At 43.8% G+C, this 16,207-nt stretch carries 14 protein-coding genes; 10 read left to right on the top strand and 4 right to left on the bottom strand.

What is annotated here, in order from left to right:
• Window positions 1-14: 14 nt before the first annotated feature.
• Window positions 15-383 (top strand): ATP-binding protein, encoded by a 369-nt coding sequence (locus RSJ42_RS11000; protein WP_410507334.1) that lies wholly within the window; start codon window positions 15-17, stop codon window positions 381-383.
• Window positions 384-568: 185 nt separating this feature from the next.
• Here RSJ42_RS11000 and RSJ42_RS10995 read toward each other — a convergent pair whose 3' ends face one another.
• On the bottom strand, window positions 569-1,120 hold the full coding sequence (locus tag RSJ42_RS10995) for a hemerythrin domain-containing protein (protein WP_410507333.1): 552 nt from the start codon (window positions 1,118-1,120) through the stop codon (window positions 569-571).
• A gap of 172 nt (window positions 1,121-1,292) precedes the next feature.
• Between RSJ42_RS10995 and RSJ42_RS10990 the strand changes: the two genes are divergently transcribed.
• The 9 genes from RSJ42_RS10990 to RSJ42_RS10950 all read left to right on the top strand — a co-directional run bounded on the left by RSJ42_RS10990 (window position 1,293) and on the right by RSJ42_RS10950 (window position 12,681).
• Window positions 1,293-1,655, top strand: a complete 363-nt coding sequence (locus RSJ42_RS10990) for a carboxymuconolactone decarboxylase family protein (RefSeq protein WP_410507332.1) — start codon at window positions 1,293-1,295, stop codon at window positions 1,653-1,655.
• A 182-nt stretch (window positions 1,656-1,837) separates the two neighbouring features.
• Entirely contained in the window at window positions 1,838-2,680 is an 843-nt protein-coding gene (locus tag RSJ42_RS10985; RefSeq protein WP_410507331.1) for a TrmB family transcriptional regulator, read from the top strand.
• A gap of 188 nt (window positions 2,681-2,868) precedes the next feature.
• Complete coding sequence (locus RSJ42_RS10980; RefSeq protein WP_410510358.1) at window positions 2,869-3,843, top strand: prephenate dehydratase; 975 nt, start codon at window positions 2,869-2,871, stop codon at window positions 3,841-3,843.
• 416 nt (window positions 3,844-4,259) lie between these two features.
• Window positions 4,260-5,153: a hypothetical protein gene (locus RSJ42_RS10975; RefSeq protein WP_410507330.1), complete on the top strand. Its 894-nt coding sequence runs from the start codon at window positions 4,260-4,262 to the stop codon at window positions 5,151-5,153.
• A gap of 239 nt (window positions 5,154-5,392) precedes the next feature.
• Complete coding sequence (locus tag RSJ42_RS10970; RefSeq protein WP_410507329.1) at window positions 5,393-6,367, top strand: AAA family ATPase; 975 nt, start codon at window positions 5,393-5,395, stop codon at window positions 6,365-6,367.
• 167 nt (window positions 6,368-6,534) lie between these two features.
• Entirely contained in the window at window positions 6,535-7,416 is an 882-nt protein-coding gene (locus RSJ42_RS10965; RefSeq protein ID WP_410507328.1) for a DUF58 domain-containing protein, read from the top strand.
• 2 nt (window positions 7,417-7,418) lie between these two features.
• Complete coding sequence (locus RSJ42_RS10960; RefSeq protein ID WP_410507327.1) at window positions 7,419-9,296, top strand: BatA domain-containing protein; 1,878 nt, start codon at window positions 7,419-7,421, stop codon at window positions 9,294-9,296.
• A complete protein-coding gene (locus tag RSJ42_RS10955) occupies window positions 9,293-11,785 on the top strand; it encodes a VWA domain-containing protein (RefSeq protein ID WP_410507326.1) in 2,493 nt (830 codons plus the stop codon). The genes RSJ42_RS10960 and RSJ42_RS10955 overlap by 4 nt, the downstream gene beginning before the upstream one ends.
• 329 nt (window positions 11,786-12,114) lie before the next feature.
• On the top strand, window positions 12,115-12,681 hold the full coding sequence (locus RSJ42_RS10950; RefSeq protein ID WP_410507325.1) for a DUF4256 domain-containing protein: 567 nt from the start codon (window positions 12,115-12,117) through the stop codon (window positions 12,679-12,681).
• A 162-nt stretch (window positions 12,682-12,843) separates the two neighbouring features.
• On the opposite strand, the gene RSJ42_RS10945 is transcribed toward RSJ42_RS10950, so the two are convergent.
• The 3 genes from RSJ42_RS10945 to RSJ42_RS10935 all read right to left on the bottom strand — a co-directional run bounded on the left by RSJ42_RS10945 (window position 12,844) and on the right by RSJ42_RS10935 (window position 16,196).
• The gene (locus RSJ42_RS10945; RefSeq protein WP_410507324.1) at window positions 12,844-13,440 is read right to left on the bottom strand and encodes a diacylglycerol/polyprenol kinase family protein; all 597 of its coding nucleotides are present in this window, start codon (window positions 13,438-13,440) and stop codon (window positions 12,844-12,846) included.
• A 119-nt stretch (window positions 13,441-13,559) separates the two neighbouring features.
• Window positions 13,560-14,603: a lysylphosphatidylglycerol synthase transmembrane domain-containing protein gene (locus tag RSJ42_RS10940; protein ID WP_410507323.1), complete on the bottom strand. Its 1,044-nt coding sequence runs from the start codon at window positions 14,601-14,603 to the stop codon at window positions 13,560-13,562.
• Window positions 14,604-15,017: 414 nt separating this feature from the next.
• Entirely contained in the window at window positions 15,018-16,196 is a 1,179-nt protein-coding gene (locus RSJ42_RS10935; RefSeq protein ID WP_410507322.1) for a sugar phosphate nucleotidyltransferase, read from the bottom strand.
• Window positions 16,197-16,207 lie beyond the last annotated feature (11 nt).

Below are 16,207 nucleotides of genomic sequence, written 5' to 3'. Positions count from 1 at the left end.
GGGGGTCAACTCTTATGGTAAAACGAACAATAATCAAAATTGATGAGGAAAAATGCACAGGTTGCGGAAAATGCGTTGCGCCCTGTGCCGAAGGCGCTATCCAGATAATCAACGGAAAAGCAAAAGTCGTATCCGAAGAACTCTGTGATGGTATGGGCTACTGCATCGGTATCTGTCCCGAAGGCGCTCTCTCTATCGAAGAAAGGCACACAGTTGAATTCAACAGGGAAAAAGCCGAGTCCCAGCCAAAAAAGCAGGATATTTCAATCCGCTGCTTCCAGTGCGGAGCCGGAGAAGATACCCATTACCTCATGCCTCTCAGACACAAAATAGAGAGCATCTGGGTGTGTACTCGCTGTCTACCCCGATTGATTCATGGATGATTATTGATCGCTTAGAAGATTAGTCCTCTTGAGCGCAGCGAAAAGGACCTCGTGCTGTTGCACTTACAGTGCAACTCCCATGAAATCTTTGATTTCATGTGATCCCGAAGCGAAACTCGGGATGGAGAGCATCTGGGTGTGTACTCGCTGTCTACCCAGATCGATCCGCGACTAACTCTTTAACTTTATTCTTGTTTTAAGTAAATATCTTTGAGACTGTGCAGCAGCATATGGAACTCTTCATGCTTGCCTGCACCTATTTCTTCTTTTTCTATTACTTGAAAAGAGTCAAGCAATTTTTTCTGCACTCCTGGCTCAAGGCAGGTATCGGCTCTTGGGAAAAGGTCATTGTTTTCCTTTTCAATGTGTAGAGTCAAAAGCTGAATATATGCTCTTAAGTTATCAACTATTGTAGAGCCTGCTCTGTCCCATTCCTTTCTGGAGACTGTCTCTCCTATCCTGCTTACATACTCTCTTCCTAGTTTATGTTCCCTTGAAAGAGAATTGATTAATTCTCCTGCGCCCTGATCTACCTTTTCCATTTCAGGGAAAAGATAAACCTCTTCCTTTGTGTGATGGCATCTATCAACGAATATCTCCATAAATTCCACAAGTCTCTCCAGATGTTCCTGTTCAACGTTTTTTCTGGATTCTATATTCGTGCATATGCTGTCAAGGATCCTTAGCATAAGTTTGACAGCCCTGTGTTCTTCTCTAAGATCATCAGTTGGTCTCATTATTCTCCCTGCCCTTTTACCAGTAATTCAAAATTCAATCTGTTTCTATCTCCGGCTGCATCTTATTCCCTCTCCACCTTCTTTTTTCTTATGTTTCCGTTCCGGAGTCTCAGGAATAGATAAATAATATGCACATCGATTTTAATGTAACTTCAAATGGGGGTTAACCAATATGGAAGAGCACAGAGATCTTGAACATGAAGAATTACTTGAAAGTATGAGTGAGAAACTGGGTTTTACTCCGCATATTCTTGAGATCATTGGGGACCTTGATAGCGAGTCCCTTAAAAGATATAACAGATGCAATAAGAAACTACTGTCCGACGGTGCCCTGCCCGCAAAGGTAAAAATTCTGGTAGCTCTTGCGGTAGTCGCTTCCAAGCAATGTGAAAGGTGTACAGTTGTACAGATGCAGAGCGCCCTCAAGAATGGCGCTACCAAGGAAGAAATAATGGAACTTATGGATGTAATTTTCATAACCTCAGGAGCGCCTGCCGTAGCAGCTTGCAGGGATGCGTTGAAATTACTCAAATAAAAAAGAAATAAAATAGAAGTTTAACTCAAACTCGCTTCAAATAGCGGCGTTTTTCTGGAATCTACAAAAACAGGATTGCTTTTGCATAAGGTGCCTGTGACTTTCACATCTTGTGCAATTCTTTTTCAGAATATGCAACTTTTTTCGAAACTGTTTTAAGATATTAAGTTCCAGATTTTCATATGCAGAATAAACGGCTCCTGCAGGAAGCTGGTCTTAACACTTATGAGGCAGCTGCCTACCTTTCTTTGCTGAAACTCGGTGTTTCCGAAGCAAGCGACATCTACCGGGATTCGGAAGTGCCATACGGGAAAATCTATTCTGTCCTCGAGTCTCTGACCGGAAAAGGCTTTGTGGAAGTGCAGGCTTCAAGGCCAAAGAAGTTCAGGGCAGTTGATCCTGAAATCTCTCTGGATACTATTTTCGAGAGGAAAAAAGCCGAAGTTGAAAGGGAAATGGCTGTTTTGAAGGTCTCCATAGAGGAAGCAAAACAGGCGTTGAAAGCTGTCCCTGCCCAGAAGCGAAAAGATGAGATTTTCTGGACAACAGCTATCACCGAATCCGAAATCAGAAAATTTGCGACTTCTATTTACGGGGAGGTAAAAAAATCGATCTGTATCATTCCCCCGGTTTTCGGAATCCCAATCGTCCTCTACCTGCTTCCGGAAATAACAAAGGCAATTGACAGAGGAGTCCGGATACGGCTGATGGTTTCCCCGCGTTTTGCGACTCTCACCTCCATGCTTTCTTATCAGGAGGGAGAAATTCTCGAAAAACTTCAAAAAGGACTTGACATAAGGCTCGTCCAGAACTTTAACTCCTGTTTCGGGATTGTCGATGACAGTATAGTTGTCCTTTTCCAGCCCCATCCGGCAGACCGTGACAGAGTGCTTTCAGTCGTAAAAATTCGGGATACCGGGTTTGCAAAGAACCTGAAAGAAGAGTTCGAGCTTCTCTGGAGTACAGGAAAGAAACTTGACATTCAGGAAGAACTGGAAGATACAAAGAATCCGGGGAAAAACTAAATTTAAAAACTAACTTTATTCACTATAAATTAGTCCTCTTGAGCGAAGTGAAAAGGACCGCGGTCTCAAGAAACGCAACTCTTGTAGGACAGCGGTCTCAAGAAACGCAACTCTTGCAGGACAGCGCACTGCAGAGCCACAACTCTGCATCAAAAGTTATTATTACCATCCCCCCAATTAACCCTCGGATGATTATAGGCGTAATGGGGCCGGAAGGCTCGTATTCGGAAAAGGCTGCAAACTTATGGGTTATGAATAATGACCTGAAGGACGTGGAGTTTCATTACTTTGCAGATATAGAAGATGCTTTCCTCGCTGCAGTTAAAGGAGAATCAGACGTTTCGGTAATCCCTGTGGAAAACTCCATAGAAGGTTCGGTAGGGGTTACCCTTGATCTCCTGCTTGAAAACGAGGCTGTCATTATTGGGGAGATAATCGTCAAAATCGAGCACTGCCTTCTCTCAAAAGGTGGGCCAGAGAAGATCAGGGTTATTCTTTCTCACCCGCAGGGGCTTGCTCAGTGCAGGCACTTCCTGAAGAAGCATTTCCCGGAAGCCGAACTCCGGAGTACGGGCAGCACCTCTCATGCAGCCCGGCTTGCAGGAGAATTTGAGGAAATGGCAGCAATTGCATCTCCTGAAGCTGCAGAGCGCTACGGGCTCAAAATTCTCCTCTCAAACGTTCAGGACAGGAAAGAAAACCATACCCGTTTTATTGTAATCAGGGGCGGAGAAAAGGTTTCACGGGAGAAGACTGTGGCAGGAGGGGGGGAAGTTGATAGAGGATCATACATTAATCCCTGTACAGGTTCCGGACACAGGTTGCCTCTTAAAGCTGAAACCGGAGCAGAGAAGTTAAGCCTCCCAGCCTGGAAAACATCTCTTATTGTTTATCTTGAAAAAGACAGTCCAGGGGCATTGTACGAACTCCTGGGAGCTTTTGCGAAAAGAGGGATTAACCTTACAAAAATAGAATCAAGGCCCTCTAAAAAAGAGCTTGGAGATTATTACTTTTATATCGACTTTGAAGGTAATACGAGCGATGCACTTATAAAAGATGCCTTAGAAGATATAAAATCAAAAGCCGGTACAAAGCCTGAATCCGGTACATTAAAGGTGCTGGGTTCCTATCCGGCTTTCAATAAATCAGGCTCCGCAGGTTAAGTACGGGAATAGAGTAAGATACCTTTAGAGTAAGATACCCTTAGTTAGAGTAAGATACCTTCAGAGTAAGATCCCCTCACATTAAAGATGCTATCAAGTTACTCTATTGGGATTCTCAAGTTACTCCAATTGAAAAAATAACCGTGCCCTCATGATCCCAAAATCATAAATTCCTGTTTCAGAAGAAACATCGGCCAGGGCAATATTTCAACAGGAAAAAACCTGATAAGGGTAAAATGCGGAAGAAACTTATGTAAGGAAAATGCATCTGGAATGTATACCTTATCTTTATATAGTATATTTATATAGTATCTTTCTATAATGTCTTTCTATAGTATCTTATTAAGTCTTTAAATATCCCAATTATACTCTTAAACCTTATACACCGGAATGTCCGGCTCAGAAGGGAGCAAAAAATGGCTCTGGAGATTGAAAAAATTGTAAACAAACATGAATCTGCCCTGAAAAAATATAGGGGACTCTATATTCTGGCAGACTTTCTTGCAACGTTTCTGGTTCTCTACGCCCTTTTTGTGCTCTTTAATATGAGGGACATTTTTCTGATGTTCCCCACTTTCGAACCCTATACGGGTGCAAAGTACAGCATTCTTGGTTTTGATATTATCTTTGAAACCCTGGGGCTGATTGTTATTGACTTTGTCCTCTCTGTCATACTGACAGCAATCAGGTACTTCAGGGCTGAGAAGAAAGACGCGATTACCCTGATGGAAGAAAAATATCCTGTGCTCAAAGAGAGAATGAGGACAGCCTATGATAACCGGGATACGGATAATATAATTGTCCGTGACCTTATAGGCGGCGTCATAATTGATTCAAAGCCTGTAGAGTCCTCTGTCTTTCTCAATAGGAAAAAGCTGGCAAAGAATGCCCTGCTAACAGTGTTTGCTGTTGTGGTTCTGGCCTATGTTGCCCAGACTGGATATCAGACAACTATCAGCCCTACCGACCTTAATGGTATAATTGAAGACCTCCCCTTCTCTGGTTCGGATTCCGATATTGTTTCCGTAGAGGAAAACGGCGGAACTTCTTCGGATCCTCAAAACAATAGCGAGCTTTTTGGAGAGCCTGCTGTTATCGTAGTTGAGGGCAGGGACGTTGACCTGAAGATTCCTCCGGGTGCTGGGCAGGGTTTTACGAGCCAGGAAGAAGGAGAACAGAGTAACGATTCATTTATCCAGTCGGACATGTATAACCCGGAAGCAATTGCTTCCCAGTCTTATTATGAAAACCTTCCTGAAGGGTACAGAAGTGTTATCCAGAGTTACTTTGAACAGCTTGCAGAAGAATAAAAAATTAATTTCAGCCAGATTTACTCTCAATAGATTTACTCTCAATATACTTACCTGATTCAGTTAATCGGAAGTTATCGGAAAGCAGTTTTGAATAATAAACTGTATAAATTAACAGCTATATCTTGAATAACAGTTAGACTGTTTTTGAAAGATATTCTTTTGCATAAAAGGATATGGTTCAGCAGGAGCGGGCATCGGGTCCCGCAAAAAACAGCAGTCCAAAGGGTGAAGCAAATATGAGTGAGAATAACATCGATTCGGGACAGGCCGCAACGACCTACCAGAACGCAGGCCGGATTTTTAAAAGTTTCTTTGAAGAGATTGGAAATGTAATAGTGGGTCAGAACAGGGTAGTTGAAGAGATTATAATCTCAATCCTTTGCGAAGGGCATGCCCTTGTGGAAAGCAATCCCGGACTCGGAAAAACCCTGATGATCTCAACGATTTCAAAGGCAATGAACCTGAAGTTCAGCAGGATTCAGTGTACTCCTGACCTGATGCCTTCCGATATTACAGGGACCAATATGATTCAGGAGAAAGACAATAAAAAAGAATTCAAGTTTGAACCCGGGCCTGTCTTTGCAAACATAGTGCTCGCAGACGAAATCAACCGTGCTTCCCCCAAAACCCAGTCTGCCCTTCTTGAAGCTATGCAGGAAAAACAGGTAACTGTCGGAAACGATACCTTCCTGCTTGACCGCCCATTCTTTATTCTTGCTACCCAGAACCCTATAGAAATGGAAGGCACCTATCCCCTTCCTGAAGCCCAGTTAGACCGCTTCCTTCTGAAGGTTCTTGTGGATTACCCTACCTATGAAGAGGAAATGGAGATCATAAACCGGTATACGAAATCCGAGGCTCCGAAAATTACAAAGGGACTCGACAAATCCACACTTCTCGATTTACAGAAACTTACCAGGCAGGTCCCTATTTCGGAAGAACTCAAGCAGCGTGTCCTTTCTATTGTGTCGATGACACGCAAAGACAAAGAGCATATTGAGTACGGGGCTTCTCCGCGTGCATCCATCGGACTAATCCTTGCAGCAAAGGCAAGAGCCCTCATACAGGGCAGAAATTTCGTGAGCAAAGAGGATATTGATTCCATGGCTTACCCTGTACTCCGCCACAGGCTAATCCTTACATTCGAAGCCGAGAGAAGCGGAATGACCCCTGACCAGGCGATTGAGGAAATTATTAAGAAAGTTAAATGAAACAGGTAAACAGCCAATAAATCCGATAGCAGGCCTGTTTGGGTTTGAAAGAAACCGTAACTGAGCAGGTTCCTGGGATCTAAATGTGCAGGATACAAAAAGAAAATCAAAACCCCCAGGGTTTTTCCAGGTCCGGCAGAACCGGGCTTTTCGGTTGAAGATCCAGAATGACTCGCACAAAACAAAAAATCGAAACGGACTTTTTCACCCAGCTTGACCGCTTTACCTTTTCAGTGCGGAAGAGAGTATCCACGGTCTATGCAGGAAACCGTCCGTCAACCCGAAGTGGACACGGCATAGATACGATCGGGTTCAGGGAATACGACTCAAGCGATGCTTTGAAAGATATAGACTGGAAGGCTTATGCGAGGACTGAAAAACTTTATGTAAGGCAGTTTGAAGAAGAAAAAACCCTTACAACCCATATCCTTCTGGACGCAAGCAAAAGCATGGACTACCCTGAAAAGGGGACCTCAAAGTTTGAGTATTCTGCCATGCTTGCTGCAGGTTTTGCTTACATGGTGACCAAATATAATGACAGGTTTGCCATATCTACTTTTACGGAAGAAATTGATATCAATAAGCCCAGCAGGGGCAGAAAAAACCTTATGAGGGCAATCGACCGGCTCAGCGAACTCGAACTCTCAGGAAAGACTTCCATAGGGGAAGCAGTCATAAAGTATAGCCGGGAAATCAAATCCAGATCCCTCGTAATCCTTATTTCGGACTTCATGCAGGAACCTGAAGCAATAGAAACAGCCCTGCACAGGCTTTCCGACCATGACCTTATTGTTATACAGGTGCTCGACCCCACGGAAAAAGTGCTTCCTCTTCAGGGCAACAGCAAGCTTGTAGACCTTGAAACTACAGAGGAAATAAGGACATATATAAGTGATAAGTTCAAGGAACGTTACACTAAAAAGCTTGATGACCACAGTGCAAGAATTAAGAAAACCTGTATGAAAGTCGGGGCCGAGTTCTACATCTTTACAACCGATACTCCTGTTTTCAGTGCTTTCTACCATACAATCAGGAGAAGGAGACGCTAAAAATGCCTTTTCAAAACCCCCTTGCCCTTGCTGCTCTCCTGAGTGTTATCCCGCTTATAATCATTTATATGCTCCGCCCAAAGCCGGCTGTGCTTTCCATTCCCTCGCTAATGTTTGTTCTCAAGCTTGACCGGGAAAGGAAGAAGGTTTATGCTTCTCTCACAAAAGTTGTTCGTGACCCTCTTTTCCTGATCCAGCTCCTTATGCTGATCCTTCTTTCCATCGGTGCGGCAGGTTACTATTATACTTCAGAAGAGCCTCTTAGCGGAGAGCATACGGTTCTTATCCTGGATACTTCTGCGAGTATGCAGGTTGACTCCCGTTTTGAAGATGCGGCTGAAATTGCCGAAGGATACGTGAGCAAGAAAAACAGCATAATCCTTGCTTCCAATATTCCGCAGCTTGCCCTTGAAGGCGGAAGCTCTTCGGCTGCCGGGGATATTTTCAATAAGGTTAAACCCGGAGCCGGCACTGCCGACCTGTCTGCGGCCATTTCTACAGGCATGCGCCTCCTCTCTGAAGAAGGGGGAAGGATTGTTGTCATTTCGGATTTCACAAACTGGGGCGGAGACGACCCTGTAGCATCCAAGAACCTTGCTGAATCCTACGGGCTTAAAGTTAGTTTTGTAAAGGTTGGAAAACCTGCAGAAAATATAGGAATCATTAACGGATGGATTGAAGCCGTAGACGGAGAATACAGCTATACTGGTGTAGTCAAAAACTACAGAAGTGAAAGTAAAAATATAGAAATTAAGACCGGAAGAGGGGTTTCGGGAAATGGCTCAAAGTCCTTTAACCTTGATGTCCCTGCAGGCGGCACAAACCAGTTCAGACTTGCAAGCCTGGGACCTGGTATTACAACAGTCAGTCTGGACGTTGACGATGACCTGGATGTTGACGATAAAGTCTACATTTCCATTCCCGATACCTCTGGACAGCGTATCCTTTATGTCACGGATAACGGAAAGCTGCCTTCAAAAACAGCACTTTCCCTGATCCCTAACATTGACCTCGAAATCCGGCAATCTGTGCCTTCTTCCCTTAACAACTATACCCTTGTCGTGCTTGCTCAGAAACAGGCTCCGATTGCTAACAGCTCTGTTGAAAGTATAGAAACTTACGTAAGGAACGGAGGCAATGCGGTCTTTATTGTAAGTGAAGCTCTTGCCCCTGAGAAAACCGAAGTTGACCTTGTTAAACTCCTGCCTGTGAAGCCTGTACGAGTCGAAGAAGCAGAAAATGGGCTTGAGGTTGAAAATACTCTCAGGAATAGAATCACAAAGGACATGAAAAGCGATGAAATTTCTGTCCGAAAATACATGAACGCAACAGAAAGGACAGGCTCTACAACCCTTGTAGCTACGGAAAATGGCATCCCTCTATTGAGTTACTGGCAGGTAGGCAGAGGTACCATCTTCTATATGGGGCTCAGCGATGAGCTCGGGGAGGGAGCCTGGAATAACTTCCATAACCTGCCTGAATACCCGGTTTTCTGGATAAAGCTCGTTGAATGGCTCGGAGGAATCGGCGACCTGTCAGAGTATAACCTTGAAGCAGGTACCGTTACGTCCTTATCAAGGACCGAGGAAATCCGCACACCTACAAAGACTCTTACAGCAAACAGTTTGCTTTACGATGAAGTGGGAATATATGAGGTCTCTGGCAAGAGGATTGCAGTCAACATGTATGATGACAGGGAGTCAAATACTACAATAGATGCCTCGGAGCTTATCAGCCGTTCACTTGAAGAAAACGAGCCCAGGACTATGAGGTCCGAGACCTATACTGCTAGAAACGATATTACCAATTATCTTATAGGGATCCTTTTCCTGCTTATGCTGATTGAAATCCTGATCGTCCGCGGGAGGGGTGAGCTATGAATATCTCCCTTGAAAGCCCTGAGATGCTCCTGCTCGCTACTCCGGTTATTATTGCGGGCTTTTATCTCCTCAGGAGGACAAAAACAAAACTCGTGGAATGGAGGGTGCTTGTTTCCCTTATCCTTGTCCTTGCACTGGCTTCGCCATATACAACGGTTACAAGGACCGTCAGCGAAGAAGACCCTTCTCTTGTACTTATCCAGGACCAGACATCAAGCATGGAACTTTTTCCTGAAGGAGCAGGCACCGATCTGTATGAATCTCTTACTGCAAATACCCCGACTGCTCTTGTGCAGCTTACCGGGGAAAAGACCACTCTGGGGGATGCTGTTACCCAGTATTCCGGGCTTGGGAACCAGATAATACTTGTTACCGACGGAAACAGCAATTCAGGAAAGGACCTGACAGAAGCCCTGGAATTTGCAAAAGAAACAAATACTACGGTTTATCTTGTCCAGCCCGAGCTTGAGGCAAACGACCTCAGCGTTGAGATACTCGGGGACAAAAAAGTGGTTGTGGACAACCAGAACGAGTTTGAGATAGTTGTCCGCCAGGCATCGGAACAGAGTGTCAGTTATTTCCTTGAAGTGTTTGTGGATGGAAAGATTTCCCAGAGCAGGCCGTTTACTCAGGAAGGCAGGAATAACACCATTCCGATCAACCAGGCTTTTACCACTCTTGGCGCCCATAATATGAGTGTAAAAATCAGTGATATATCCGGAGGAGACCTGAAAGAAACCAATAATGAGTTCTTCAAATCCATTTATGTGATCCCCAAACCTAAAGTTACGCTTGTCACAAATGAGACCGGTTCTCCTCTGGCTAAAGTCCTGGGTAGCCTTTATGAAGTCTCGGTTTCAAACGGTTATCCCGGAGCAGCAAACATTACGGATAGCAAGCTCCTGGTGCTTGATGACCAGTTTATAAGCTCACTTTCCGAGGCTCAAATAAAGGAAATCAAAAATTATGTCAGCAATGGAGGCGGGCTTATTGTCGTCGGAGGAGACCGGGCTTATAACTATGGAAACTACCTTGATTCTTCCCTTGAAGAAGTCCTGCCTGTTATTTCAAAGCCCTCCGAGTTTAAAGGAGGAAGAAACCTTATCCTTCTCATTGATGTTTCTCCGAGCACTGTTGCCCATAAAACCCAGGTAGATATCCTTTCGAATGCAATCAAAATCCTCGAGAGCGATAACCTGAAAGATGCAAATGTCGCTGTTGTAGCATTCGGAAACGCTGCATACGATGTTTCTGGCGGATTCCTGTATATGGGGCTCCCTCATAACCTCGCCCTTCTGAAAGAGAGAGTCTCGATGCTGACTCCTACTAACGAGACCGAGACTTCCCTTGACCAGGGGCTCGCCATAGCTAAGCAGATGTTTGAAGGTGAAGACGGCGAGCTTGACGCTATTATAATTTCTGACGGAGGAATTGAAGAGTCGTACGACCAGAGCGTTCAGGCTGCACAGGAACTGAAGGACATGGGTGTAAACATATACTTTATCCATATCCGGTCCTCTGCTCCTTCTCAGGCTGACAGAACCCGAAACTACTATGCTGAAACGCTCATGAAGGAAATCGGGCTTGAAGGCAACTATCAGCATATCGAGATGGGCGATAGGGCAGATATTGAGTTTGAAGAGACAGATGAGCCTTCCGAAGAAGACGAGGAAGAAGAAACCGAAGATACTGGGGTTTATCCGCTTCTTGAGTATTCTCCTGACCATTTCATTACCAGAGGTGTAAACCTTACCAATGCGAGCATTACAGGATATAACCAGGTTACTCCAAAAGCAGGAGCTGAACGCCTGGTCATTACGGCTACCGGGCAGCCTGTCCTTACCACATGGCGGTTCGGGCTCGGGCGCGTTGCAGCCTTTACAACGGATAACGGAGACGGTGGAGGCATTCGGTGGGCTTCGTCTCTCTATAACGCATCAAACAGCAAACTGATCTCGGGTACAGCTAACTGGGCAATAGGAAACCCCCAGGCAGAAGAAGGAGCTGTTGTCGATGCTCCGGATACATGGCTTGGCACCCCTTCCGACCTTACCCTTATTATGTACGATGAGGGAATCCCGCAGCTTAAATTCAATGGAGCCCAGCTTGACCTTGCCCTTACAGGCAGGAACACATATGAAACTAGTGTAAACCCGGTAAATATAGGGATTCACGACATTTCCGGCTACCCGCTTGCAGTAAATTATGCGCTTGAGTACCTTGAAGTCGGGCACAATAAAGATATCGAACCCCTTATCGTTGCAACGGGAGGCAAAATCTATACTGAAAAGGAGGCAAGAGCCTCTCTCCTGAAAGATGCGAGGCAGAACTCAGAACATGAATCAAATGAGCCGGTTAGCCTGAAAATGTATGTGCTTCTCGCAGCTCTTGCCCTTTATCTTGCAGAAGTAATAGCAAGGCGCATAAAGGAAATGAGAAGCCTTACACAGGCACAGGGTGAAGCTGGTGAGGAAGAGACAGTGGCCTGAACATTTCTTTCGGCCTACTGTAGCTCAACGATATTGTCCTTCCTGTATATGCTCGATGCAAATGAGTAGTTTTTTTACTTTTACAGGAATAAAGGTTCAGTCTGGAAGAGACTGAACCGTTTCAAAACTGAGAGCAATAAATTTAATATAATTATTTGATGACAATAACAATTGCTCCTCGTTTTTTATGGGGACAAAAATAAGGAGCAATTTTAAAGGAGCAATTTTACAATCTTTTTTATAATTTTTTGAGTAAAAATCGGATTTAGAGGATTTCTGTAGAGCTCAAAAAGTTATCAATGAGATAGATACTTTATACGGGGTTTAATATGAATAGTGAAAAAGGGATGCTGTCACCTGAACAAAATGAAAAAATACTTGGAACATTGAAAGCCCGATTTGATAACAATATGAATCGCCATAAAGCACTTAAATGGGCAAAAGTACAGGCAAAACTGGAAACCAACCGGGAAAAATTGTGGTCGCTTAATGAAATGGAAAGAACCGGCGGAGAACCGGATGTAATTGCCTATAACGGAAAGTCGGATGAATACATTTTTTATGATTGTTCGGCAGAAAGTCCGGAAGGTCGCAGAAATGTCTGTTACGACCGTGAAGCGCTGGAGTCAAGGAAGAAACATAAACCGGAAAATAGCGCTATTGACATGGCGGTTGCCATGGGTATTGAGATTTTATCGGAAGAACAATATCGGGAACTGCAAAAACTTGGAAATTTCGATACTAAAACGTCAAGCTGGGTGAAAACACCTGATAATATTAGAAAACTCGGTGGGGCCCTCTTTTGTGATCGCCGCTACGACACTGTTTTTGTGTACCATAATAGTGCAGAATCTTATTATGCTGATAGGGGTTTTCGTGGATCTTTAATGGTCTGAATTTTCACATAAAACGAAAACGGAATGTTCAGGTCTATAGAAGAGGTATGTCCTATCAGAAATATCCAATATTTAATAGACTTGATATGTTTGATGTTATGCCACGATTCCCCTTAGTAAGGAGTACGCTGCTGGTGCATTTTGTAGATCTTTCTATCTGCGTTAAAGGTACATCAACAGGAGCAGGGTCATCTGCCCGAAGAAACCGGAAAAAATAGGTATTATAAGGTTGTCATCTATCCTGTTTACTGCAGTCTCCGTAAGGGTTGCAGAAAAAGCCATAATAAAGGACACAATCGGGTTTCCGGTTATAACAAGTCCAACCAGCAGGTCGATTATGAACTCGGAAACCGAGCCTTCGAGAGACTTGTCATTCTTAAAGACTTCTCTGAAGATCCTTCTTTTTCCGTAGAACTTTCCTACCATGGCTGCGGTCATATCTCCGAAGGTCGTCATAAGGACTGCAGCATAAGCGATTTCTTTATTAAACAGGGAGATTACCGCAATCGCACCCAGAGAAAAATAGATATGTCCTCCAAGGCTGTCGGCTTCGCGTTCCCTGTACATCCTGTAAAAAAAAGGAATTTTCATTCCTTTTTCGAGGCGGAAATATTCAAGGAAAAGAACAGCTACAAGAAACAGCATCAGCACCCAGAGAACTGCATCCTTCCCGAAAAACTCGTAAATAAGCACTATAAAAATTGAGACCAGATGCACGCTTTTTCTCATAAATTCAAAGATGAATTCTCTGGATGGCATAAGAGAAATTTGTAAGAACAGGGTATAAATCTGTACTGGTCTTCACCTGTCCGTTTATTGAATTTCTCTCTGCTGTAAGTGGATGCTATGCAGGGCTGGTCAAAATATTTTATGTACTGTTAGGCTTCTACAGGATCTCCTGACAGCTTTTTAATTATATTCATGTCTTTAGCCATTTTCAGGCTAATGAGCCCTCCTGCTAAAAGGTTCATATGGTATGTCAGGGCTCTCCAGGCAAGTACGGTAATTCCCAGAATGGAAGAATCCACAAAGATAGAAAAGATAGAAGCTGCCCCTAATTCTGCAACCCCGCTTGCTCCGGGAGTTGCAGGTATGATCATTATGACCGCCAGAATAACCTGGGCTGCCAGAACAGTGGTAACGGATGGAGTCTGTGAAAGGCCCATCAGAATCAGGAGGAGCAACGAGAAGTCCGTGATCCAGAAGATAAAAGTATAAAGAACTCCCCAGAGTAACCCTTTTTTTCCTTCCGAAAAAAAAACTCTTACGCTGTCATGGAAATGGTCTATTTCCGTATCGATCTGCTCCATAAGGTGAGAAATCGCAGCATCGGTTTTTTTTCCAAAAAAAGGAGCAAGCCTGCCTGTCAGCTTTCGAGTTAAATATTTTACTTTTTCGGGCTTCCAGACGCCGTAAATAAAAAAAGCAAGGATTATAAAGACAAGGAAGTTTGCTGTTAAGAAAACTGCATCAAACTTATAGTCCGAAAGGATATCTCCAAAAATATAGATCGCAAAAGGCAAGCAGGAAAAGATGAATATGGCATCAAGCAGGCGTTCCCCTACAACAATTGCGGTAGCCCTGCCAAGAGGAATTTCAATCCTGTTCAGGCTATGGACTCTAAGGAACTCTCCGCCTGCGGAAGAAGGTGTAATTCCAGCCACAAAAGTGCTCGAAATAACTATTTCAGTAACCTTCCTGACTCCAATACTGTACCCAAGGGCCTTACATAGGGTTCGAGTCCGAAGTCCCCAGGCGAGATATGAAAAGATATGGAGAAGTACAGCTCCGAATATGTATTCCAGCTTTACCTTTCTCAAAGCTTCGAGAGTCTCGGAGTCAAAAGTCAGACATGTAACAAGGGCAATCGATACCGCACTGATAACCAGCGACCCAGCAAGCCATTTTTGATACCTGGTCATTTGAATCTCTTACTTTGTTTTTTATTAGCTATGTTACTGTATAAGGAAACCACTCCTCTTTATATACGATATAGAGACGCAGAAGAAGCGGATTTGCCTGCTCAAAGATTTTTCTAACTACTAAATTAATATTATTAAGTACACTCGCTATTATAAGAGCTTTACCCATTGCTGAAAAATTTATTCCTTTATGTGATTTTTTGAACGACCATGTCTATAGGGAGCTCTTATTCCTCCAGGAGTTTATACTGGAAAATAAGAAATTTCAGGAAATAATTATTCTAAAAAATTTATGTTCCAGACCACAGTAATTATCTTCGTGATTACTTAGATCCGGGTTTTTGAAAATTATTTAAAGGAAAGATAAATTGATCTGAAAAACCGGCTTCAGTTAAAAACCGGTTTTTAACTTTATTATGATCCTTCCTGTGCGGTATCGTAATTGGAATTGACAACTGTTTCCTTTATGCTGGAATCCTTCTCGATCCTAACTTCAGGCCAGATTTTAACTCCGGAATGTACGGTAGAGTTGTCTCCTATGGTCACTTTGTGCCCGATTACTGTTCCGTTCTCCAGGCTGCACTTTTCTCCGACGGCTGTTTCGTCAGCAACAACCGCTCCGGAAACGTTTGAGCCTTTTCCTATTGAGACGCCATCAAAAAGATATGACGAAAGGATTCTTGTGTTATCTTCGATGGTGCAGTTTGAACCTATCACGCTGTAAGGGCCTACAAGAACATTGTCCCCGATTGTGGTGTTTTCCCCTATGACAATCGGTCCTACGAGGGAAGAATTCGAACCTATGCACACGTTGTTTCCTATGGACAGAGGGCCGCGTATCCTGGCATTCCTTGTTGTGAAGTTTCCTTCTATAGTTGTTCCGGGAAGAGCATCAAGCATCCAGCGCTGAGCCTGCCTGTAAGCTGCCGAACTCCCTACATCAGTCCATTTCCCCCGGACAAGCATGCCATTAATTTTTTCATCTTCTGCAAGCAGGGCGGGGAAAAGATCTTTTGCAAAATCATATTTTTTATTTTCAGGAATCCAGTCAAAGATTTCAGGGCTGCATATGTAAATACCAGTGCTTGCGAGGTTACTGAAAATCTGCCCTGATTTGGGCTTTTCAAGGAAGCGATGGATCCTGTTGTTTATGTCCATGTCCGCAATTCCGAATTCTCTGGGGTCATCGATTGAAAGGAGGCCTATGGTAACTATCGCATCATTTGTCTCATGGAAGCGGTACATTTCCCTCAGGTCAAGGTTAAGTACATGGTCTCCTCCAAGAACGATAAAAGGCTCATTTTTCAGGTACTCTTCTGCATTTTTAACCCCGCCTGCAGTTCCCATCTTTTCTTTTTCATACACATAATCAATGTGTACTCCGAACAGGTGTCCATCTCCTAACTGTTCTTCTATGCGCTCCCCCATATATCCAAGGGTCATGACTATTTCATTGAACCCTTCTCTTGAAAGGTGTTCTATCAGATGCAGGACTGAAGGTTTATTAAGAATCGGTATACTTGGTTTAGGGTGCTTGAAGGTCAGCGGTCTGAGCCTTGTCCCTGCGCCTCCGCACATAATACATGCTTTCATATTTTTTCCCA

The sequence above is a fragment of the Methanosarcina hadiensis genome (assembly GCF_046529725.1).
Taxonomy (GTDB): Archaea; Halobacteriota; Methanosarcinia; order Methanosarcinales; family Methanosarcinaceae; genus Methanosarcina; species Methanosarcina hadiensis.
Note: the sequence above shows the minus strand (reverse complement) of the source record. Positions and strands in the feature narration are given on the sequence as shown.